This is a genomic window from Pseudomonas sp. GW821-FHT11G12, assembly GCF_058808055.1.
This window is the reverse complement of sequence record NZ_JBXARH010000006.1, coordinates 232,289-254,457: the sequence shown is the minus strand read 5'-3', so window position 1 is coordinate 254,457 and position 22,169 is coordinate 232,289. Positions and strand designations below refer to the sequence as shown.

General features: G+C 60.9%; 21 protein-coding genes. 8 read left to right on the top strand and 13 right to left on the bottom strand.

All coding sequences use genetic code 11. The features are described 5' to 3' along the window. Positions 1-133: 133 nt before the first annotated feature. Positions 134-886, top strand: a complete 753-nt coding sequence (gene cysZ, locus AC1RR7_RS19635) for a sulfate transporter CysZ (protein ID WP_493158219.1) — start codon at positions 134-136, stop codon at positions 884-886. A 43-nt stretch (positions 887-929) separates the two neighbouring features. Then, the gene (locus AC1RR7_RS19630) at positions 930-2,150 is read left to right on the top strand and encodes a glycosyltransferase family 4 protein (RefSeq protein ID WP_102619448.1); all 1,221 of its coding nucleotides are present in this window, start codon (positions 930-932) and stop codon (positions 2,148-2,150) included. On the opposite strand, the gene AC1RR7_RS19625 is transcribed toward AC1RR7_RS19630, so the two are convergent. The 3 genes from AC1RR7_RS19625 to AC1RR7_RS19615 form a co-directional block, all read right to left on the bottom strand. Next, entirely contained in the window at positions 2,119-3,222 is a 1,104-nt protein-coding gene (locus AC1RR7_RS19625; protein ID WP_085711765.1) for an NADH:flavin oxidoreductase, read from the bottom strand. The genes AC1RR7_RS19630 and AC1RR7_RS19625 overlap by 32 nt on opposite strands. A gap of 157 nt (positions 3,223-3,379) precedes the next feature. Continuing rightward, positions 3,380-3,862 (bottom strand): glutathione peroxidase, encoded by a 483-nt coding sequence (locus tag AC1RR7_RS19620; protein ID WP_007959082.1) that lies wholly within the window; start codon positions 3,860-3,862, stop codon positions 3,380-3,382. A 122-nt stretch (positions 3,863-3,984) separates the two neighbouring features. Then, on the bottom strand, positions 3,985-4,470 hold the full coding sequence (locus AC1RR7_RS19615) for an FKBP-type peptidyl-prolyl cis-trans isomerase (RefSeq protein ID WP_096819004.1): 486 nt from the start codon (positions 4,468-4,470) through the stop codon (positions 3,985-3,987). On the opposite strand from AC1RR7_RS19615, the gene AC1RR7_RS19610 reads away from it, so the two are divergent. The 3 genes from AC1RR7_RS19610 (at position 4,439) to yihG (ending at position 7,836) form a co-directional block, all read left to right on the top strand. Further along, the gene (locus AC1RR7_RS19610; RefSeq protein WP_096819002.1) at positions 4,439-4,765 is read left to right on the top strand and encodes a DUF3565 domain-containing protein; all 327 of its coding nucleotides are present in this window, start codon (positions 4,439-4,441) and stop codon (positions 4,763-4,765) included. The genes AC1RR7_RS19615 and AC1RR7_RS19610 overlap by 32 nt on opposite strands. 61 nt (positions 4,766-4,826) lie before the next feature. Then, positions 4,827-6,926 (top strand): phosphate acetyltransferase, encoded by a 2,100-nt coding sequence (gene pta / locus AC1RR7_RS19605; protein ID WP_096819000.1) that lies wholly within the window; start codon positions 4,827-4,829, stop codon positions 6,924-6,926. A 4-nt stretch (positions 6,927-6,930) separates the two neighbouring features. After that, on the top strand, positions 6,931-7,836 hold the full coding sequence (gene yihG, locus AC1RR7_RS19600; RefSeq protein ID WP_493158217.1) for a 1-acylglycerol-3-phosphate O-acyltransferase, YihG family: 906 nt from the start codon (positions 6,931-6,933) through the stop codon (positions 7,834-7,836). Positions 7,837-8,331: 495 nt separating this feature from the next. On the opposite strand, the gene cysN is transcribed toward yihG, so the two are convergent. The 3 genes from cysN to AC1RR7_RS19585 all read right to left on the bottom strand — a co-directional run bounded on the left by cysN (position 8,332) and on the right by AC1RR7_RS19585 (position 12,065). Then, a complete protein-coding gene (cysN, locus tag AC1RR7_RS19595; protein ID WP_096818996.1) occupies positions 8,332-10,230 on the bottom strand; it encodes a sulfate adenylyltransferase subunit CysN in 1,899 nt (632 codons plus the stop codon). Positions 10,231-10,239: 9 nt separating this feature from the next. Continuing rightward, on the bottom strand, positions 10,240-11,157 hold the full coding sequence (cysD, locus tag AC1RR7_RS19590; protein ID WP_096818994.1) for a sulfate adenylyltransferase subunit CysD: 918 nt from the start codon (positions 11,155-11,157) through the stop codon (positions 10,240-10,242). Positions 11,158-11,306: 149 nt separating this feature from the next. Continuing rightward, positions 11,307-12,065, bottom strand: a complete 759-nt coding sequence (locus AC1RR7_RS19585) for a Nif3-like dinuclear metal center hexameric protein (RefSeq protein WP_102619445.1) — start codon at positions 12,063-12,065, stop codon at positions 11,307-11,309. Between the two features lie 103 nt (positions 12,066-12,168). Between AC1RR7_RS19585 and algW the strand changes: the two genes are divergently transcribed. The 3 genes from algW to AC1RR7_RS19570 all read left to right on the top strand — a co-directional run bounded on the left by algW (position 12,169) and on the right by AC1RR7_RS19570 (position 16,251). Further along, on the top strand, positions 12,169-13,326 hold the full coding sequence (gene algW, locus AC1RR7_RS19580) for a Do family serine endopeptidase AlgW (protein ID WP_096818989.1): 1,158 nt from the start codon (positions 12,169-12,171) through the stop codon (positions 13,324-13,326). Between the two features lie 87 nt (positions 13,327-13,413). Then, positions 13,414-15,519: a TonB-dependent siderophore receptor gene (locus AC1RR7_RS19575; RefSeq protein WP_493158216.1), complete on the top strand. Its 2,106-nt coding sequence runs from the start codon at positions 13,414-13,416 to the stop codon at positions 15,517-15,519. Between the two features lie 12 nt (positions 15,520-15,531). Then, positions 15,532-16,251 carry a DUF4198 domain-containing protein gene (locus AC1RR7_RS19570; protein WP_493158215.1) on the top strand — a complete coding sequence of 240 codons (720 nt, stop codon included), beginning with the start codon at positions 15,532-15,534 and terminating at the stop codon, positions 16,249-16,251. Between the two features lie 48 nt (positions 16,252-16,299). Here AC1RR7_RS19570 and hisC read toward each other — a convergent pair whose 3' ends face one another. The 7 genes from hisC to AC1RR7_RS19535 form a co-directional block, all read right to left on the bottom strand. Next, complete coding sequence (gene hisC, locus AC1RR7_RS19565; protein ID WP_493158213.1) at positions 16,300-17,352, bottom strand: histidinol-phosphate transaminase; 1,053 nt, start codon at positions 17,350-17,352, stop codon at positions 16,300-16,302. Positions 17,353-17,354: 2 nt separating this feature from the next. Continuing rightward, positions 17,355-18,680: a histidinol dehydrogenase gene (hisD, locus tag AC1RR7_RS19560; RefSeq protein WP_096818982.1), complete on the bottom strand. Its 1,326-nt coding sequence runs from the start codon at positions 18,678-18,680 to the stop codon at positions 17,355-17,357. A 125-nt stretch (positions 18,681-18,805) separates the two neighbouring features. Then, a complete protein-coding gene (gene hisG, locus AC1RR7_RS19555; RefSeq protein ID WP_096818980.1) occupies positions 18,806-19,441 on the bottom strand; it encodes an ATP phosphoribosyltransferase in 636 nt (211 codons plus the stop codon). A 127-nt stretch (positions 19,442-19,568) separates the two neighbouring features. Next, positions 19,569-20,834, bottom strand: coding sequence for a UDP-N-acetylglucosamine 1-carboxyvinyltransferase (murA, locus tag AC1RR7_RS19550; RefSeq protein ID WP_085729622.1), 1,266 nt, complete (start codon positions 20,832-20,834; stop codon positions 19,569-19,571). Between the two features lie 22 nt (positions 20,835-20,856). After that, positions 20,857-21,096, bottom strand: a complete 240-nt coding sequence (locus AC1RR7_RS19545; protein WP_096818978.1) for a BolA family protein — start codon at positions 21,094-21,096, stop codon at positions 20,857-20,859. Between the two features lie 115 nt (positions 21,097-21,211). After that, positions 21,212-21,517: an STAS domain-containing protein gene (locus AC1RR7_RS19540; RefSeq protein WP_096818976.1), complete on the bottom strand. Its 306-nt coding sequence runs from the start codon at positions 21,515-21,517 to the stop codon at positions 21,212-21,214. Further along, positions 21,514-22,164 carry an MlaC/ttg2D family ABC transporter substrate-binding protein gene (locus AC1RR7_RS19535; RefSeq protein ID WP_096818974.1) on the bottom strand — a complete coding sequence of 217 codons (651 nt, stop codon included), beginning with the start codon at positions 22,162-22,164 and terminating at the stop codon, positions 21,514-21,516. The genes AC1RR7_RS19540 and AC1RR7_RS19535 overlap by 4 nt, the downstream gene beginning before the upstream one ends. Positions 22,165-22,169: the final 5 nt, after the last annotated feature.

Genomic DNA, 22,169 nt, shown 5'->3' with positions numbered 1-22,169 from the left:
TAGGTGGTCTCTATGCCGACACACTGACGAGATGGACGTCTTTGTTACAGTGAATGTCGATCCCGCTGCCGCGCTTTCACAGGTTATGCAAAGTCGGTAAGGTCGGCGCGATTTCCCTTGCTCGGAGCACCTTATGCCCGCCCCTGTCATGTCTGGCCCGCAATACCTGCGTGAAGGCCTCAAACTGGTCTTGAGCCCTGGCCTGCGCCTTTTTGTGCTGCTGCCGCTGGCCATCAACCTGGTGCTGTTCGTCGGATTGATCTATTTCGCCGGCCACCAGTTCAGCCTGTGGGTCGATACCCTGATGCCGTCGCTCCCCGACTGGCTGAGCTTTCTGAGCTACATCCTGTGGCCGCTGTTCGTGGTGCTGGTGGCATTGATGGTGTTTTTCACCTTCACCATGCTGGCCAACGTGATCGCGGCGCCGTTCAATGGTTTTCTCGCAGAAAAAGTCGAAGTCGTGGTGCGCGGCACCGACGACTTCCCGGCCTTCAGCTGGGGCGAACTGATCGCCATGATCCCGCGCACCCTCGCCCGTGAAATGCGCAAACTGGGCTACTTCCTGCCGCGCGCCATCGGCCTGTTCATCCTCTCGTTCATCCCGATGGTAAACATCGTCGCCGCACCGCTGTGGCTGCTGTTCGGCGTGTGGATGATGGCGATCCAGTACATCGACTACCCGGCGGACAACCACAAGCTGGGCTGGAACGAGATGCTGGCCTGGCTGCGGCAGAAGCGCTGGCAGAGCATGAGCTTTGGCGGGATCGTTTACCTGGCGTTGCTGATTCCAGTGGTGAACATCCTGATGATGCCGGCCGCCGTGGCCGGGGCTACGCTGTTCTGGGTGCGTGAGCGCGGTGCCGAAAACCTCGTGACGCAACGCTGAAGTCGCGTTCACAAATCCATCATCCGAACGTCACAACCACGACATGGCCTCAGCCGACACTGAGGCCATGACGACAGCTCTACACATCACTCTGATCAGCGAAACCTTCCCACCGGAAATCAACGGGGTGGCCAATACCCTTGGCCGCTTGTGCGACGGTTTGCGCGCGCGCGGGCATCGGGTGGAACTGGTGCGGCCACGTCAGGGTGACGATCCGCAGCGCAGTGAAGACGATGCGCTGCTGTTGTGCCGAGGCTGGCCGCTGCCGGGTTATCCGGGGTTGCAGTGGGGTCAGTCGTCGATGCACAAGTTGCTGCGCCGCTGGACACGCCAGCGCCCGGATGTGCTGTACATCGCCACCGAAGGCCCGCTCGGGTTGTCGGCACTGCGAGCCGCGCGCCGCCTGGGCATCGCCGTGGTCAGCGGCTTCCACACCAATTTCCAGCAGTACACCAACCAGTACGGCCTCGGCCTGCTGACACGATTGCTGACCCACTATCTGCGCTGGTTCCACAATCGGTCGGCGCTGACCCTGGTGCCGAGCGTCAGCCAGCGTCTGGAACTGGAACGACGACATTTCGATCGTCTCGCACTGCTGTCCCGAGGGGTCGACAGTCAGTTGTTCCACCCGACCAAACGCCTGAACGCCCTGCGTGAGCAATGGGGACTGAGCGAGCAGGACATCGCGGTGATTCACGTAGGACGCCTGGCGCCAGAAAAGAATCTCGGCCTGCTCAAGCGCTGCTTCGACAAGCTCGCCAGTGCTTATCCACAGCGCAATCTGAAGCTGATCATCGTCGGGGACGGACCGCAGCGGGTGGCCCTGGAAAAAGAATTGCCCGGGGCGATTTTCTGCGGCTCACAACGCGGCGAAGCGCTGGCAGCGCACTATGCGTCTGGCGACCTGTTCCTGTTTCCGAGCATGACCGAGACGTTCGGCAACGTCGTGCTGGAGGCGCTGGCCTCGGGTCTTGGCGTGGTGGCCTACGATCAGGCAGCGGCTGCGCAGCATATTCGCCACGGCTACAACGGCGTGTTGGCGATGCCGGGGGATGAAGAGGCGTTTTGCGATGCAGCGCAGTGGCTGCTGGAAGAGGATGAAACCTTGCGTTGCGTCAGATTGAACGCCCGCCAGCATGCCAGTCGCCAAGGCTGGGCGGCCATCATCGAGCAGTTTGAAAACCATTTGCAGGGAGCTTGCCGCGACCTGCGCGACAAGCCCCCCACTGCAATCAAACCAGCGTCATCAACGCCTCACGGCTGAACGGCAGAATGTCCTGCTCGCGGCCTTCGCGCACTTTCTGCGCCCAGTCCGGGTCCACCAGCAGCGCGCGACCTACCGCCACCAGATCGAACTCGTCATTGTTCAGACGCTCCAGCAGTTTTTCCAGACTGGCCGGTTGTGCGACCTTGTCGGTGTTGACCATGAACTGCAGGAACTCGCCATCGAGGCCGACACTGCCGACAGTGATGGTCGGTTTGCCGGTCAGTTTGCGCGTCCAGCCGGCCAGGTTCAGTTCGGAACCGTCGAATTCCGGTTCCCAGAAACGACGCGTCGAGCAGTGGAAGATGTCCACGCCAGCGTCGGACAACGGCTTGAGGAACTCGCCCAGCGCCTCCGGGGTTTGCACCAGACGTGCGGTGTAGTCCTGCTGTTTCCACTGCGAGAAACGGAAGATGATCGGGAAGCCCTCACCCACGGCAGCGCGCACGGCCTGGATCAGCTCGATGGCGAAACGCGAACGGTTGGCCAGGCTGCCACCGTATTCGTCGGTACGCTGGTTGCTGCCTTCCCAGAAGAACTGGTCGATCAGGTAACCGTGGGCGCCGTGGATTTCCACGCCGTCCATGCCGATGCTCTGGGCATCTTTGGCAGCCTGGGCGAAAGCTGCGATCACGTCCTGGATATCCTGCTTGGTCATGCCGTGCACCACGACCTGACCGTCCTTGAGTTTCTCCGTCGGGCCGTAGCCCGGCACGCTGGCATCCGGCTCGGTACCGATGCGACGAACGCTGCCGACGTGCCACAGTTGCGGGACAATCTTGCCGCCCTCGGCGTGCACCGCGTCGACAACTTTCTTCCAGCCGGCCAGTGCCGCTTCGCCGAAGAACTGCGGCACATTCGGGTAACCGTTGGAGGCCTGGTGGCCGACGGTGGTGCCCTCGGTAATGATCAGGCCGACACCGGCCGCCGCACGACGACGGTAGTACTCGATCACTTTGGAATTGGGTACGCCACCCGGAGAGAACGAACGGGTCATCGGCGCCATGACCACACGGGTCGGCAGTTCGAGGGCACCGAGCTGGAACGGTTTGAACAAGGCTTGAACAGGCATGGGAGGCTCCACGAAAAGGTCATCGACGGGCAGGTGATTCATATGACGGCGATAATATGCGGAGTTTCAACCAGCCGAAAGCATTATTGATCTGAATGATTAAGGGTCAAAAGACAGGCAAAAAAAATCGCAGCTCGATGGCTGCGATTTTCGCGTTTCAGCTCAGGGCTTTTTCAATCGCCGTAATCACCGAAGGATCATCCGGCGCCGTGCGCGGCGAGAAGCGGGCCAGTACACGACCATCCTTGCCGAGCAGGAATTTCTCGAAATTCCAGGTGATGTCACCGGGAAATTCGGCACCCTCGCCCGCCAGCAGGCGGTACAGCTGATGGCGATCGTGACCGTTGACTTCGAGCTTTTTCGACAACGGAAAACTCACGCCATAGTTGAGGCTGCAGAATTCCTGAATCTCCTGCTCGCTGCCCGGTTCCTGACCGGCAAACTGGTTGCACGGCAGGCCCAGCACACTGAAGCCTTTGCCTTTGTATTGCTGATAGAGGTTTTCCAGCGCCGCGTACTGTGGGGTCAAGCCGCATTTGGAGGCGACGTTGACCACCAGCACGACTTGGCCCTTGAAGGGTGCCAGCGGTAGCTCCTGACCATCCAGGGCTGTCAACTTAAGGTCGTGAAAAGCACTCATGACGAACTCCAGATTCCCGTTTTCTACTCGAAACAGCCACTTGGCGAGGCCACCAAGGACAGCCGCGGACTAAAAAGGCGCCCTCGGGCGCCTCTCCAGTTCTCTGAGCTTAGCGCAGAAAATCAGTGGTGATGGCCACCTTCGCCATGGACGTGACCATGAGCGATTTCTTCCTGGCTGGCGTCACGGATGGCAACGACCTTCACTTTGAAGTTCAGGCGCTGACCGGCCAGCGGGTGGTTGCCGTCGACGGTGACGTCGTCGCCGTCCAGGTCACGAATGGTGACGATCTGCATCTGGCCGTCCGGCGCCGAAGCGTGGAACTGCATGCCGACTTCCAGCTCGTCAACGCCTTCGAACATGCTGCGGCTCAGGGTGCTGACCAGTTCGGCAGCGTATTCGCCGTAGGCATCTTCCGGCTCGACTGCAACTTGCAGGTCGTCACCAACGGTTTTACCTTCCAGGGCTTTTTCCAGGCCCGGGATGATGTTGCCTGCGCCATGCAGGTAAACCAGCGGAGCGCCGCCGGCGGAGCTGTCGATGACCTCACCAGCGTCGTTGGTCAGGGTATAGTCGATGGAGACAGCCTTATTGGCGGCGATCAGCATGGGGCGAGACCTTTTGCATAAGAATATAGAAAGGCCAAGTTTAGCGAAGCAATCGCTCGAAAGCGAACACAACCCTGACAAACGGGATTCGACGATCACAGGCTTCCATCAGGACGAGGACGGTCACTGGGTGGCCGAACTTTCCTGCGGCCATACCCAGCACCTGCGTCACCAGCCGCCGTGGCAGTCACGGGCATGGGTGCTGGACGCAACGCAACGTATTGAAAAAATAGGCCAACCCTTTGCTTGCGGTTGGTGCGCTCAAGGCTCGGTTAGCGCTAACCTTGACGCCTGAAAAACCGGTGGAAGGCCAGCCATAGGCCAACGCCCTTGCCATGCACCCTTAGAGAATCCGCATGCAAACTTTTTTTATCGCGCCCACCGATTTTGGTGTGGGTCTGACCTCCATCAGCCTCGGGCTGGTGCGTACGCTGGAACGGGCCGGGCTGAAAGTCGGCTTTTTCAAACCGATTGCCCAGCCGCATCCGGGCGACACCGGCCCTGAGCGCTCCACCGAGCTGGTGGCCCGCACCCACGGCCTGAAGCCGCCGCAGCCACTGGGCCTGGCCCACGTCGAGCGGATGCTCGGCGACGGTCAGCTCGACGAGCTGCTCGAAGAAATCATCGCTCTCTACCAGCAGGCGGCCATCGGCAAAGACGTGCTGGTCGTCGAAGGCATGGTGCCGACCCGCAGCGCCAGCTATGCCGCGCGGGTCAACCTGCACCTGGCCAAGAGCCTGGACGCCGAGGTGATTCTGGTCTCGGCGCCGGAAAACGAAGTGCTGACCGAACTGTCCGGTCGCGTCGAGTTGCAGGCGCAACTGTTCGGCGGCCCGAAAGACCCGAAAGTCCTTGGCGTGATCCTCAACAAGGTCAAGACCGACGAAAGCATGGACGCCTTCGCCGCGCGCCTGAAAGAGCATTCGCCGTTGCTGCGCAGTGGTGATTTCCGCCTGCTCGGCTGCATTCCGTTCCAGCCCGAACTCAATGCCCCGCGCACCCGAGACGTCGCCGACCTGATGGGCGCCCAGGTGCTCAACGCCGGCGACTACGAAACCCGGCGCATGACCAAGACCATCATTTGCGCGCGCACCATGCGCAACACCGTGGACCTGCTCAAGCCCGGCGTATTGGTAGTGACCCCCGGCGATCGCGACGACATCATCCTCGCCGTCAGCCTCGCGGCCATCAACGGCGTACCGTTGGCCGGCCTGCTGCTGACCAGCGACACCCTGCCGGATCCACGCATCATGGACCTGTGCCGTGGCGCGTTGCAGGCTGGCTTGCCGGTGTTGTCGGTGAGCACCGGTTCCTACGACACCGCCAACCTGCTCAACGGCCTGAACAAGGAAATCCCCGTCGACGACCGCGAGCGCGCGGAGATCATCACCGATTTCGTCGCCAGTCATCTGGATGCCAACTGGCTGCACCAGCGCTGCGGCACGCCGCGGGAAATGCGCCTGTCACCGGCGGTGTTCCGCTACCAACTGATTCAACGCGCCCAGGCCGCCAACAAACGCATCGTGCTGCCCGAAGGCAGCGAGCCGTTCACCGTGCAAGCGGCGGCGATCTGTCAGGAACGCGGGATTGCCCGCTGTGTGTTGCTGGCCAAACCGGCAGACGTCGAAGCCGTGGCCCGAGCCCAGGGCATCGTGTTGCCGCCGGGGCTGGAAATCCTCGACCCGGACCTGATCCGCGAGCGCTACGTCGAACCGATGGTCGCCCTGCGCAAGAGCAAAAGCCTCAACGCGCCGATGGCCGAGCAGCAACTGGAAGACACGGTGGTGATCGGCACCATGATGCTGGCGCTGGATGAAGTCGACGGACTGGTCTCCGGCATCATCAACACCACCGCCAACACCATCCGCCCGGCCTTGCAACTGATCAAGACGGCGCCGGGCTGCACGCTGGTGTCGTCGGTATTCTTCATGCTGTTCCCCGAAGAAGTGCTGGTCTACGGCGACTGCGTGATGAACCCGCACCCGAGCGCCAGCGAACTGGCCGAGATCGCTCTGCAAAGCGCCGACTCGGCCGCCGCGTTCGGCATCACGCCACGGGTGGCGATGATCAGCTACTCCAGCGGCGAATCGGCCACCGGCGAGGACGTCGAGAAAGTCCGCGAAGCCACCCTGCTCGCCCACGAACAACAGCACTCGCTGCTGATCGACGGGCCGTTGCAGTACGACGCCGCCGCCAACGAAACCGTGGCCCGGCAATTGGCGCCGAACAGCCAGGTGGCCGGTCGCGCCACGGTATTCGTGTTCCCCGACCTGAACACCGGCAACACCACGCACAAAGCCGTGCAGCGCAGCGCCGATTGCGTCAGCCTCGGCCCGATGCTGCAAGGCCTGCGCAAACCGGTGAACGACCTGCCGCGCGGCGCGCAGGTCGACGACATCGTCTACACCATCGCCCTGACCGCGATTCAAGCTGCCAACCGACCTCTGGATATCTGACCTGATGCTGGCTTTTCTCCCTGCCACCCTGCGCGGCGTGATCGCCGCGCTGCTGCTGGCGCTGAACACGATCCTGCTGTGCTCGTTCCTGTTTCTCGTGGCGCTGATCAAAGTGCTGCCGTTCGACCTCGCACGCCGTGCCTCGCGCTGGCTGATGAGCCACACCCACGAAGCCTGGATCAGCAACAACAAAGGCTGGATGAACCTGGTCCGCCGCACCCGCTGGCACCTCAGCGGCCTGCAAGGTCTGGACTATCAGCACTCGTACCTGATCACCAGCAACCACCAGAGCTGGGTCGACATCCTGGTGCTGCAATACGTGCTCAACCGGAAAATTCAGCCGCTGAAATTCTTCCTCAAACAGGAACTGATCTGGGTCCCGGTGATCGGTCTGGCGTGGTGGACGCTGGGCTTTCCGTTCATGAAACGCTACTCGAAAGCGTACCTGGAGAAGCACCCGGAAAAGAAAGGCAAAGACCTGGAAACCACCCGCAAGACCTGCGCGAAATTTCGCGACAACCCGGTGGGCATCTTCAACTTCGTCGAAGGCACACGGTTCACCGAAGGCAAGCACGCGCAGCAACAGTCACCGTTCAAATACCTGCTCAAACCCAAGGCCGGCGGCATTGCCTTCGTGCTCGATGCGATGGGCGAACAGCTGGAATCCATCGTCAACGTGACCATCCACTACCCGGGCGGGCGTCCAGGCTTCTGGGACCTGCTGTGCGGCAACGTGCGGGATGTAGTGGTGCACTTTGAAGAACTGAAAATCCCTGCGCAGTTCATCGGCAAGAACTACGACCAGGACGGCGAATACCGCCTGCAATTCCAGGGCTGGATCAACCAGCTGTGGCAAGACAAGGATGCGCTGCTGGAGCAGATGCACCGCGAATACCCAAACCAACGCTGATCCCCCTGAGGGAGCCCCCGACAGAAACAGGCCGGCCAGCCGTCAGACCGCCATCGCCAACAGGCTGGCTCCCACAGGAAAGCAGTTCGCCTTTAGCTTTTGGCTTCCCAACACTCAACACAATGAGCGTTAGCTCGAGTACCGCTTTTGACGTGCCGGCCCCTTCGGCAGGCTGAGTGGAGGGATTCATCCGGGGGTGGGCGCGCAGCGCCGTTTGGCGGAGCCAAACACATCGAGAGGAGGTGCAGCGAAGCAAACCGTAGGCGATGCCCCCGGATGAATCCCGGAACGAAGGAACACCGAGCCAAAGCGAGGTGCCGAACGCCGGGGCCCAGCGTTTTTGGTTACTTTTTTGGCGTTTGAAAAAAGTGACTCGCCGTAAGGGCGAAACCATAAGCCGCCGTTACCGCAGCAACGGATATTCACCCCAAACACCCCAAAAAAAAGCCCACCGATAATCACTCACCGGCGGGCTTTTTTATCAGCAGCTAACGCTTAAATCGCGCCACGCTTACGCAACAGATCCAACACCTGCTTCACACTTTCATCCAGCGACAACGACTGAGTATCGATCACCAGATCAGCATCCAACGGCACGTCATACGGGAAAGACTCACCCGGAATATTATCGCCACCCGCAGCGTACAACCCTTGCGGATCACGCTCTGCGCAAACAGTCGGCGAAGCCTGGACATAGACCGTCAGCAAACGCTCCTTGCCGATCAGATCTTTCGCCTGCTCACGACCTTCGGCACTCGGCGCCACAAACGCAGCAAGCGTCAGCAGACCGGCTTCGTTGAACTGACGCGCCACGTGAGCGGCACGACGCCAGTTCTCGGTACGACCGGCGCGATCTTGCGGCAGACCCTTGTTGAGGTCATGACGCAGGTTCTGGCCGTCGAGTACAAACACCGCACGACCGAGGTCGAACAGTTTGCGCTCGACTGCGTACGCCAAAGTGCTCTTGCCAGCGCCGGACAGGCCGCTGAACAGCACGGTCGCCGGTTGCTGGCCGAAACGCTGAGCGCGCTCTTCGGTCGCTACATGGGCCAGCTTGCCGTGGTGCGTAGCCGTGCCATGGGTCACTGGCTGCGCGACGATCATGCCGGCGCCAACGGTGCCGTTGGTCAAACGGTCAATGATGATGAACGCGCCGGTGGTGCGGTTGCTGTCGTAACCGTCGAGGGCGATCGGCGCATCGAGCGCGATCCTGACCTTGCCGATTTCGTTGAGCTGCAACGCGCTCGCCGGGCCTTCTTCGAGGGTGTTGACGTCGACCTTGTTGACGATGCTGGCGATGGAGCCCGGCACGTAACTGGTGGCGCGTTTGATGTCGTATTTCTTGCCCGGCAGCATCGGCTCTTCAGCCATCCACACCAGCATCGCTTCGAAGCTGTCGGTCACCGGCGGTACGTTGTCGGCGTGTACCAGCAGGTCGCCACGGGAGATGTCGATCTCGTCTTCCATGGTCAGCGTCACGGCCTGGCCAGGACCCGCGTGTTCCAGTTCACCTTCGAAGGTGACGATGGATTTCACGCGGCTGCTCTTGCCCGACGGCAGGACCACGACTTCGTCGCCCTTCTTGACGATGCCGCTGGCCAGGGTGCCGGCGAAACCGCGGAAGTTCAGGTTCGGACGGTTGACGTACTGCACCGGGAAACGCAGATCGGTGAAGTTGCGGTCGCCCGCCACTTCCACGGTCTCGAGGATTTCCATCAACGACTGGCCGGTATACCACGGCGAGCGCTCGGACTTGTTCACCACGTTGTCGCCCTTCAGAGCGGACATCGGCACGAAGTGCATGCTCGTCGGCTTCATCTTCAAGCCTTCGGCGAACTTCAGGTAGTCGGCCTTGATCGACTCGAACACGCCCTGATCGAAGCCTTTGAGGTCCATCTTGTTGATGGCGACAACGATGTGCTTGATGCCCAGCAGGGATGCGATGAAGCTGTGGCGACGGGTCTGGGTCTGCACGCCGTAACGGGCGTCGACCAGAATGATCGCCAGGTCACAGGTGGATGCACCGGTGGCCATGTTGCGGGTGTACTGCTCATGGCCGGGGGTGTCGGCGATGATGAATTTGCGCTTGGCGGTGGAGAAATAGCGGTACGCGACATCGATGGTGATGCCCTGCTCGCGCTCGGCCTGCAGGCCGTCGACCAGCAATGCCAGGTCGATGTCGTCACCGGTGGTGCCGACTTTCTTCGAATCGCGGGTGATGGCTTCGAGGTGATCTTCGTAGATCATCTTCGAGTCGTGCAGCAGGCGCCCGATCAGGGTGCTCTTGCCGTCGTCGACGTTACCGCAGGTCAAAAAGCGCAGCAGCTCTTTACGTTCGTGCTGGCCCAGGTAGGCGAGGATGTCCTCGCTGATCAAATCAGACTGGTGAGACATGACAACCCCTTAGAAATAACCCTGACGTTTTTTATCTTCCATCGAGCCTGCGCCATCGTGGTCGATGACCCGGCCCTGGCGCTCGGAAGTTCGCGTCAGGAGCATTTCCTGAATGATGTCCGTCAGGCTTTCGGCCTCGGACTCCACCGCGCCCGTCAACGGGTAGCAGCCAAGGGTACGGAAACGCACTTTCTTTTTGACGATGCGCGCCTTGTCCTCGTCGGACAGGTGTTCGAGGATGCGCTCGTCGTCGATCATGATCAGCGTGCCATTCTTCTCGATCACTTCGCGCTCGGCGGCGAAGTACAGCGGAACGATCGGGATGCCTTCGAGATAGATGTACTGCCAGATGTCCAGCTCGGTCCAGTTCGACAGCGGGAACACACGAATGGATTCGCCCTTGTTGACCTTGCCGTTGTAGACGTTCCACAGCTCCGGACGCTGGTTCTTCGGGTCCCAGCGGTGTTTGCTGTCGCGGAACGAGTAGACGCGCTCCTTGGCGCGGGACTTCTCTTCATCGCGACGGGCTCCGCCGAAGGCGGCGTCGAAACCATGCTTGTCGAGTGCCTGCTTCAGGCCCTCGGTCTTCATGATGTCGGTGTGTTTGGCGCTGCCGTGGGTGAACGGGTTGATGCCCTGCGCAACGCCATCCGGGTTGACGTGGGTGATCAGGTCCAGGCCAAGCTCTTCGACCATCTTGTCGCGGAACTTGTACATCTCCTGGAATTTCCACTGCGTGTCGACGTGCATCACCGGAAACGGCAGTTTGCCCGGGAAGAACGCCTTGCGTGCCAGATGCAGCATCACGGCGGAGTCTTTACCGATGGAGTACAGCATCACCGGGTTGTCGAACTCGGCGGCCACCTCGCGGATGATGTGGATGCTTTCCGCCTCCAGCTGTTTCAGATGCGTCAGTTTGTCGACCATGGCTACTCACGAAAGCTTTCTTATGAACGGCCAGCGGGCCGTGTTCGAGCGGGGAATCCTAGCACAGCGACCCCTTCTAATCAGGACGCCAACTAGATCGAAAGGGCATATGAATATGCCCGCTCGTTCGGGTGCTTTTCAGGGAAAAGTCAGATCGGATTCGGGCAGTCGATGAAGATGTGTTCCAGGGCGAAACGCTTCGCCAGATAGTCACCCAGCGCCTGCACGCCGTAGCGTTCGGTGGCGTGGTGGCCGGCGGCGATGAAGCTGATGTCGTTTTCCCGGGCGCTGTGGAACGTCTGCTCGGAGGCTTCACCGCTGAGGAACAGATCGACGCCGGCAGCGATGGCGTTGTCGATGTAGCCCTGACCGCCGCCGGTGCACCAGCCGACCCGACGGATCATCGCACTGCCCTCGACCAGCAGCGGCTCACGACCCATGCGTTCCTGTACACGACGGGCGAAGTCGCGGGCGGTCACCGGCTCGTCCAGCGAGCCGACCAGGCCGACGATCTTCAGGTTGTCCGGATCCAGCGGCCCTTCGACCGTAATGTCGAGCTGCCGGGCCAGTTGCACGTTATTGCCGACGTCCGGGTGCAGATCCAGCGGCAGGTGATACGCCAGCAGACTGATGTCGTGTTTGAGCAAGGTTTTCAGGCGCCGCTGCTTCATGCCGGTGACGCACGGGTTCTCGCCCTTCCAGAAGTAACCGTGGTGTACCAGCACCAGATCGGCCTCGGCTTCGACGGCGGCATCGAGCAGCGCCTGGCTGGCCGTGACGCCGCTGACGATGCGCATCACTTGCGGGCGGCCCTCGACCTGCAGGCCGTTGGGGCAATAATCGGCAATTTTCGCACTGCCGAGGTAACGGTCGGCTTCTTCGACCAGGGTGCTCAGGGCGACGGCCATGAAAGACTCCTAAATATCCCGTTCAGAGGCACGCGCGGCCTCGTATAATGCGCGACATTATGGGCGGTCTGACCCCGCCTGCAACTTTTCCAGGACGTGCTTAATGCTCAAGGCGCTGCGTTTTTTCGGCTGGCCGCTGTTGGCCGGCGTGCTTATCGCTCTGTTGATTATTCAGCGTTACCCGCAGTGGGTCGGGCTTCCGAGCCTCGACGTCAACCTGCACCAGGCCCCGCAGACCACCAGCACGCAGCAGGGGCCGGTGTCCTATGCCGACGCCGTGGTCATCGCCGCGCCGTCGGTGGTCAACCTCTACACCACCAAAGTCATCAACAAGCCGAGCCATCCGCTGTTCGAAGACCCGCAGTTCCGTCGTTTCTTCGGGGACAACTCGCCGAAGCAGAAACGCATGGAGTCGAGCCTCGGTTCCGGCGTGATCATGAGCCCGGAAGGCTACATCCTGACCAACAACCACGTCACCACCGGCGCCGACCAGATTGTCGTGGCACTGAAGGACGGTCGTGAAACCCTGGCCCGCGTGATCGGCAGCGACCCGGAAACCGACCTCGCCGTCTTGAAGATCGACCTGAAAACCCTGCCGTCGATCACTGTCGGCCGTTCCGACAACATCCGCATCGGCGACGTCGCCCTCGCCATCGGCAACCCGTTCGGCGTCGGCCAGACCGTGACCATGGGCATCATCAGTGCCACCGGCCGTAACCAGCTCGGCCTGAACAACTACGAAGACTTCATCCAGACCGACGCAGCGATCAACCCGGGCAACTCCGGCGGCGCACTGGTGGATGCCAACGGCAACCTCACCGGGATCAACACTGCGATTTTCTCCAAGTCCGGTGGTTCGCAAGGGATCGGTTTTGCGATCCCGGTGAAACTGGCGATGGAAGTGATGAAGTCGATCATCGAGCACGGTCAGGTGATTCGTGGCTGGCTGGGGATCGAAGTACAACCGCTGACTCAGGAACTGGCGGAGTCGTTCGGTCTGTCGGGGCGTCCGGGGATTGTGGTGGCGGGGATTTTCCGCGACGGCCCGGCGCAGAAGGCCGGCCTGCAACTGGGTGACGTGATTCTGAGCATTGATGGCGAGCCTGCGGGCGATGGCCGCAAGTCGATGAACCAGGTGGCGCGGATCAAACCGACCGACAAGGTCACGATTCAGGTGATGCGCAATGGCAAGGAGTTGAAGCTGACCGCTGAAATTGGTCTGCGTCCGCCACCCGCGCCGGTGCAGGAAAAAGAAGAGTAAGACTTTGTTCGCGCCAATGGCGCGAATAACAGACATTCTCAACAGGCATGTTATATTGTTTCAATTAACGCATTGGAACAACATAACATGTCGTCTCGAAAAAAGGCCTCCCTCCTCGGCCTGACCCTTGGGCTGCTGGGCGATCCCGCGTTTGCCGATGAACCGCAAACGCTCGAACTCGACGCCATCAGCGTCACTTCTGACTACGAATCCCCTACCGGGCCGGTCAAGGGCTATCGCGCCACCCGCTCGTCCAGCGCCACCAAAACCGATACCGCGATCCGCGATATCCCGCAGGCCATCAGTGTGGTGCCCGCCAACGTGCTCAAGGATCTGGGCAGCACCAGCGTCGAACGTGCGCTGGATTTCGCCGGTGGCGTGTCGAAGCAAAACAACTTCGGTGGCCTGACGCTTTACGAATACAGCGTGCGCGGTTTCACCACCTCCGAGTTTTACCAGGACGGTTTCAGCGCCAACCGTGGTTACCCGAGCACACCGGACACCGCCAACATCGAGCGCATCGAAGTGCTCAAGGGACCGGCCGCCAGCCTGTACGGCCGAGGCGATCCGGGTGGCACGGTGAACATCGTCACCAAAAAACCGCAGCCCGAGGCCTTCACCACCCTGCAAACCAGCGCCGGCAGTCGGGATCGCTACCGCACGGCACTGGACGTCAACACACCACTCGATGAGCAGGGTAACGTTCTGTCGCGAATCAACCTCGCGGTCGAGGACAACAACAGTTTTCGCGACCACGTCGACAGCAAACGCGTCTTCATCGCCCCCTCCTTCAGCTGGCAACTGAGCCCGGACACCAGTCTGCTGGTGGAGAGCGAATTCGTGCGCCATAGCTCGACCTTCGACCGCGGCATCGTTGCGCCAAACAATAAATGGAGCGGTGTTTCGCGCTCAACGTTCCTCGGCGAGCCCAACGACGGCAACATCGACAACCACAACAACAAGCTGCAAACCACGCTTGAACACCACCTCAACGATGCCTGGAAACTGCGCCTGGCCAGCCATTACAAGGAAGGCAAACTCTGGGGTTTCGCCTCCGAAAACCGCCCGCTGAACGCCGATGGCCACACCGTCAACCGCCGCTATCGCGAACGCGATACCAACTGGCATGACAGCATCACCCAACTGGAACTGCGCGGCCTGTTCGACCTCGGCAGCTGGCAACACGAACTCCTGATCGGCAGCGAATACGAGAACTTCCGCAAGAACGAACGCGTCACCACCATCGCCGGCGGCCCCTACGCCATCGACATCTATAACCCTGTGTACGGCCAGCCCAAGCCCGACAGTGCACGCTCCGGCACAGACTTCTTCGAACACGTCGAAAGCCATGCGCTGAACCTGCAGGATCAAATCGTCTTCAACGAAAAACTACGCGGGATGCTCGGTGTGCGATTCGAGCACTTTGAGCAAAACATCGATGACCACAGCCGCAACACCACCAGCCGCCAGACCCACGACGCGCTCACTCAACGTGCAGGCCTGCTCTATCAACTGACCCCGGACACCGGTCTGTTCGCCAACGCCTCGACCTCATTCAAACCGAACAACGGCCTCGATGCGGCTGGCAAACCCTTCGATCCGGAAGAAGGCGTGGGATACGAAATCGGCATCAAGAACGAGCTGTTCGACGAACGTTTAAGCAGCACCCTCGCCTTCTTCCATATCGACAAGGAAAACGTCCTCGCCCTCGACCCGGACACCGACACCAGCCGCGCCATGGGCAAGGCCCGCAGTCGGGGTTTCGACCTGCAAGTCACCGGGCAAGTGACCGACGCCGTCAGAGTGATCGGCGCCTTCGCCTGGATTGACGCCGAAGTCACCAAGGGTGATGCCGCGATTCCTGCCGGTAGCCGCATCCTCGGGGTGGCCAAACGCAGCGGCAGTCTGTTGGGGGTTTACGAGTTTCAGGACGGCCGCTTGCGCGGCTCGGATTTCGGCGCGGCGTTCACCTACGTCGGTGACCGCTCGGGTGAGTCCGGCAGCGATTTCGAACTGCCGGCCTATCACACCATCGACCTGCTGGCCCATTACAAGGCCAGCGACAACATCACCGTCGGCCTGAACCTGAACAACCTGTTCGACGAAAAGTACTACGAGCGCTCGTACAGCAATTACTGGGTCAACCCCGGCGAGCCGCGCAATTTCACGATCAGCCTGACACTTAACCTGTAAAAGGACGTCACCATGCAATACGGCAAATTCCTGCTGCTCATCGCCGCGCTGTTCGCCACTCACGCTTCGGCCCATGGTTTATGGACCGAACAACGGCGCGGCAATATCGAAGTCGTCTACGGCCACGGTGCCGAAGACAATGCGTTCAAACCGCAGAAAGTCAGCGGGGCGTGGGCCTTTGACGCGGGCGGCAAGATGATTCCCGTCAGTGTGCAGCGCCTTGCAGATCACGCCCGCCTGCAACCGTTGAAACCGCCAGCGGTGTTGGCCGTGGCGCTGAACAACGGCATGTGGTCGCAAACCGCCGACAAGAAATGGATCAACGAGGGGCGCAGCAAAGTCCCGGGAGCCATCGAGTCGACCGAGACCCTCAAGTACAGCCTGGCGATTTATCAGTCGGGAGCGAAGCTTCCCAAACTGGATCAGATCAAATTGCTGATTTTGCCGGAGGTCGATCCACTGACCGTAGGGCCTGGGAAATCATTGCCGGTGCGGGTGTTGCTGGATGGCAAACCGGCAGCGGGCGTGAAGTTGATCGGTGACTACCGCAACGCACCGAATACCTTGAGCTCCGAAACCGACAAGGACGGTCGCGCACAGGTACTGGTGCGTAATGAGGGATTGAATGTGATTGCGGCGCAGGTGGAAGTGCCGGTGAAGGGCAGTGCAGAGGTGAGCAGTCGGGGGTTGTTCAGTTCGTTGACGTTCCTGGGCGAACCGCATCACGAATGAATCAACGCTGATCCCTGCGGGACGGAACCCACAGGGATCAGCGTCGTTTCAGAGCTCGCCGAGACCGTCGATCAACGCCTGATTCTGCTCCGGCGTGCCGATCGAGATCCGCAGGAACTGGGCAATCCGTTCCTGTTTGAAGTGGCGCACGATCACACCCTGCTCTCGCAGTTTGGCCGCCAGCCCCGCCGCATCGTGTTGCGGATGCCGGGCGAAGATGAAGTTTGCCGCTGACGGCAGCACTTCAAAGCCTTTGGCCTGCAACTGGGCAACCACCCATTCGCGACTCTCGATGACCAGTGCACAGGTCTTGTCGAAGTATTCGCGATCCTCGAACGCTGCCGCCGCACCGACGTTCGCCATGCGATCGATCGGGTAGGAGTTGAAGCTGTTCTTGATCCGCTCCAGCGCCTCGATCAGGTCCGGATGCCCGACCGCCAGACCGACCCGCAGGCCTGCCAGCGAACGGGACTTGGACAAGGTCTGAGTCACCAGCAGGTTCGGATAACGGTCCACCAGACTGATCGCGGTTTCGCCGCCGAAGTCGATGTAGGCCTCATCGACCACCACCACTGAATCCGGGCTGGCCTTGAGGATCTGCTCGACCGCTTCCAGTGCCAGCAGGCAACCGGTCGGCGCGTTCGGGTTGGGGAAGATGATCCCGCCGTTCGGTTTGGCGTAGTCGGCCGGGTTGATCCGGAACTGCGCGTCCAGCGGCACCGCGTCGAACTTGATGCCGTAAAGGCCGCAGTAGACCGGATAGAAGCTGTAGCTGATATCCGGGAACAGGATCGGCTGATCGTGTTGCAGCAGGCCGTGGAAGATGTGCGCCAGCACTTCGTCCGAACCGTTGCCGAGGAACACCTGATTGCTCTGCACGCCGTAGTATTTGGCGACGGCGTTTTTCAGCAGGTCGCTGTTCGGGTCCGGGTACAGGCGCAGGTTGTCGTTGAGTTCGGTCTGCATCGCCGCCAGGGCTTTTGGCGACGGGCCGTACGGGTTTTCGTTGGTGTTGAGTTTGACCAGGCGGGTCAGCTTCGGCTGCTCGCCCGGCACATACGGCACCAGATCCTTGACGAACGGGCTCCAGAATTTACTCATGTTCAGTTCCCCTTCACTTCGTCTTTGATGCGGTACTCGGCGCTGCGAGCGTGGGCGCTCAGCGATTCGCCACGGGCCAGGATCGATGCAGTCTTGCCCAGTTCGGAAGCACCGGCCTCGGAGCAAAAGATGATCGACGAGCGTTTCTGAAAGTCGTACACACCCAGCGGCGAGGAGAAACGCGCGGTACCGGAGGTCGGCAACACGTGGTTCGGACCTGCGCAGTAGTCGCCCAGCGCTTCGGAGGTGTGGCGGCCCATGAAGATCGCGCCAGCGTGGCGAATCTGCGGCAGCCAGGCCTGCGGGTCGGCGACCGACAGTTCAAGATGTTCCGGGGCGATGCGGTTGGCGACTTCGATGGCCTGGGCCATGTCGCGCACGTGGATCAGTGCACCGCGACCATTGATCGAAGTTTCGATGATGGTGGCGCGATCCATGGTCGGCAGCAGTTTGTCGATGCTGGCCGCCACCTTGTCGAGGAACTCGGCGTCCGGGCTGACCAGAATCGCCTGGGCGTCTTCGTCGTGCTCGGCCTGGGAGAACAGGTCCATGGCGATCCAGTCCGGATCGGTCTGGCCGTCGCACACCACAAGGATTTCCGACGGGCCAGCGATCATGTCGATGCCGACCTGACCGAATACGTGACGCTTGGCGGTGGCCACATAGATGTTGCCCGGGCCGACGACCTTGTCCACCTGCGGCACGCTTTCAGTACCGTAGGCCAGCGCCGCAACGGCCTGGGCGCCGCCGATGGTGAACACCCGGTCGACACCGGCGATGCACGCTGCCGCCAGCACTAGCTCGTTGACTTCACCGCGAGGGGTCGGTACCACCATCACGACTTCTGTGACGCCGGCAACCTTGGCCGGAATCGCGTTCATCAATACCGACGACGGGTACGACGCCTTGCCGCCCGGCACGTACAGACCAGCGCGATCCAGTGGCGTGACTTTCTGGCCCAGCACCGTGCCGTCGGCTTCGGTGTAGCTCCAGGAATCCTGCTTCTGTTTTTCGTGATAGCTGCGAACGCGGGCGGCGGCTTTCTCCAACGCTTCGCGTTGCGGTGCGGTGATGCGAGTCAGGGCCAGTTCCAGGCGCTCGCGCGGCAGGATCAGGTCCGCCATCGAGGCGACTTCGAGGCCGTCGAACTTCTGGGTGAATTCGACCAGCGCCGCGTCACCGCGCTCGCGCACAGCCTTGATGATGTCCAGCACCCGCTGATTGACCGAGTCGTCAGACACACTTTCCCAGCTCAGCAGATGATCCAGATGATGCGCGAAATCCGGGTCAGCAGCGTTGAGTCGGCGAATTGCAGTCGGTGCGGTCATAGCGAGAGCCTCATAGGAATGGCAAAAACTCAGGCGCCCTAACTTAGCAGTCGTTTCCGCTTGGGCACCTGAGATTCTGGCTATGAGGCGGATAGACGGGCGCGACTCAAGGTCGCGCAGGTACATCAGCCGCGGTGTCGAGACTCCACTGCCTTGCGCAGGGTGTCGATCAACGCCTGGATTCGGGCGTGTTGCATTTTCATCGAAGCTTTATTGACCACCAGACGCGAGCTGATCGTGGCGATCAGTTCCTGGGGTTCCAGACCGTTGGCACGCAGAGTGTTGCCGGTGTCGACCACGTCGATGATCTTGTCGGCCAGACCGATCAGCGGTGCCAGCTCCATCGAGCCATACAGCTTGATGATGTCGACCTGACGGCCCTGCTCGGCGTAGTAACGCTTGGCAACGTTGACGAACTTGGTCGCAACGCGCAGACGGCCCTTGGGCTCGACAGCACCGATCTTGCCGGCGGTCATCAGCTTGCACTGAGCGATCTGCAGGTCCAGCGGCTCGTACAGGCCTTGCCCGGTGTATTCCATCAGCACGTCTTTACCGGCAACGCCGAGGTCGGCCGCGCCATGCTCGACATAGGTCGGCACGTCGGTGGCGCGCACGATCAACAGGCGTACGTCTTCCTGAGTCGTGGGAATGATCAGCTTGCGGCTCTTGTCCGGATTCTCGGTCGGCACGATGCCCGCTTCGGCGAGAAGCGGCAGGGTGTCGTCAAGGATGCGGCCCTTGGACAGTGCGATGGTCAACATGGGAAACGTCAGTCCTTATCAAGGTACTCATGTCCGGTCGCAATCGGCGCCGGACATACATCGAGGGCGTTACCACCCCCGATCAAAACGAATTCAACGGACACTTCCCTGTGTCCAGATGCAGCGACTAGCCCGGAACGCGACGGATCTTGGCGCCCAGCATCTGCAGTTTTTCCTCGATGCACTCGTAACCACGGTCGATGTGGTAGATGCGGTCGATCAGGGTATCGCCTTCGGCCATCAGGGCCGAGATCACCAGGCTGGCCGACGCTCGCAGGTCGGTTGCCATCACTGGCGCGCCCTTGAGGATTTCAGTGCCGGTCACGATCGCCGTGTTGCCTTCGACCTGGATCTTGGCGCCCATGCGGTGCAGCTCGTACACGTGCATGAAACGGTTTTCGAAGATCGTCTCGATCACGGCACCAGTGCCTTCGGCAATGGCGTTGAGCGAGATGAACTGCGCCTGCATGTCGGTCGGGAACGCCGGGTACGGCGCAGTGCGCACGTTGACCGCTTTCGGGCGCTTGCCGTGCATGTTCAGCTCGATCCAGTCTTCACCGGTGGTGACTTCTGCACCGGCTTCGCGGAGTTTTTCCAGAACGGCTTCGAGAATGGTCGGATCGGTGTCCTTGACCTTCACGCGGCCACCGGTAACTGCGGCGGCCACCAGGTAAGTACCGGTTTCGATACGGTCAGGCATGACCTTGTAGAAGGCCGAACCCAGACGCTCGACGCCATCGATGGTGATGGTGTCGGTGCCAGCGCCGGAAACCTTGGCGCCCATGGCGTTCAGGAAGTTCGCCAGGTCGACCACTTCAGGCTCGCGGGCGGCGTTCTGCAGCACGCTGCGGCCCTTGGCCAGAGCAGCGGCCATCATGATGTTCTCGGTACCGGTCACACTGACGGTATCGAAGAAGAAGTGTGCACCGCGCAGGCCGCCTTCAGGGGCCTTGGCCTTGATGTAGCCGCCTTCGACGTCGATGATCGCACCCATGGCTTCCAGGCCACGGATGTGCAGATCGACCGGACGCGAACCAATCGCGCAACCGCCAGGCAAAGCCACTTCGGCTTCACCGAAACGGGCAACCATCGGGCCCAGCACCAGGATCGACGCACGCATGGTTTTCACCAGTTCGTACGGGGCGATCAGGGTCTTGATGGTGCGCGGGTCGATTTCGACGCTGAGCTTCTCGTCGATCACAGGCTCGATGCCCATGCGACCGAACAGCTCGATCATGGTGGTGATGTCGTGCAGGTGCGGCAGGTTGCCGACGGTGACCGGGCCATCGCACAGCAAGGTGGCAGCCAGGATCGGCAGGGCGGAGTTCTTCGCCCCGGAAATGCGGATCTCGCCATCAAGACGAGCGCCACCGGTAATAATCAATTTATCCATAACAATCTCGACGCCCTAGGGCTCAGGTGCGCTCGGCCCAGGCCGCGCTGCTGAAAAATTTCATAGTGACCGCGTGGATGCTGCCATCGGCGATCCATGGGTTCAAATGGGCATAGATGCTTTGCTGACGCTTGACCGGGCTCAACGCCGCCAGTTCATCGCTAATCACGTTCAGCTGAAAGTTGCAGCCTTCGCCTTCAACTTCCACCCGGGTTCCGGGCAGATTTGCTTCAAGGAAGCTCTTCACTTCTACGGCCTGCATGCTCAACCTCAATCGGCGCCCTGTGCGCACGGGTCGGACATCATACAAAAAAGCCCCGCGCCTGCGAACCCCGCTGCGCAGGACTCTGACGGGGGGCTTCTTTACAGATGCGGGTTCAGGGTTGCGCCAACAGCTCGGTCAGCTCGCTGACCTGAGCAATTTCACGCATGTCTTCGGGCATCCCGCGGATGCTGACGGCCTTGCCGGCGGCTTTCGCATCACGAATGAAGCACAGCAGCAACGACAGGCCGACGCTGCTGGACTTTTCCACCGCCGAGCAATCGATCACCAATGCCGGGGCATTGCACGATTTGATCAGCGCCCGGCCCTGCTCCCGAAGGCCGGGACCGGTGCGGTAATCCAGCACGCCAGTGAGTTGCAGCTCACTGGCGGCGTCCAGACGAATGGCCGACTCGGTCATTGGGCAGGCTTTCCGTTCTGTTCAGCCGACTGCTTGGCCTTGGCCACTTCCCCGGCCCAACCGTTGATGGTCTTGTCCAGGTCGTTGCCGTTGCGCTGCATTGCATCGGCGAACTGATCGCGGAACAGCTTGCCGATGTTGATGCCGTTGATGATCACGTTGCGCAGTTTCCACTCGCCATTGATCTTCTCGAGCGTGTACGACACCGGGTAGATCGCGCCGTTGCTGCCCTTGACGGTCATGCCGACGCTGGTGCGATCGCCCGACTCGTCCTTGGCCGGATCAACGGTGATGCCCTGGTTGTTGTATTCGAGCAAGGCGTTGCCATAGAACTGGAACAGGCCTTTCTTGAAGTTTTCCTCGAAAGTCTTCATCTGCGCCGGTGTTGCCTTGCGCGAATACTTGACCGTCATGATGCTCTTGGAAATGCCCTCGGCATCCACGACCGGTCCGACGATGCTGTTCAGCGCCGCGTAGAAGTCGTTCGGGTCCTGCTTGTACTTCTCTTTATTGGCGGCCAGATCGGCCAACATCCGTTTGGTGGTGTCCTGAACCAGGTCGTGCGCCGAAGGCGCCGCCACGGCGTTAGCCACCAGCGGCAGTGCCGCCAGCAACACCAACAGGCCACGTCGCAAGGTAGAGATCATTCAAA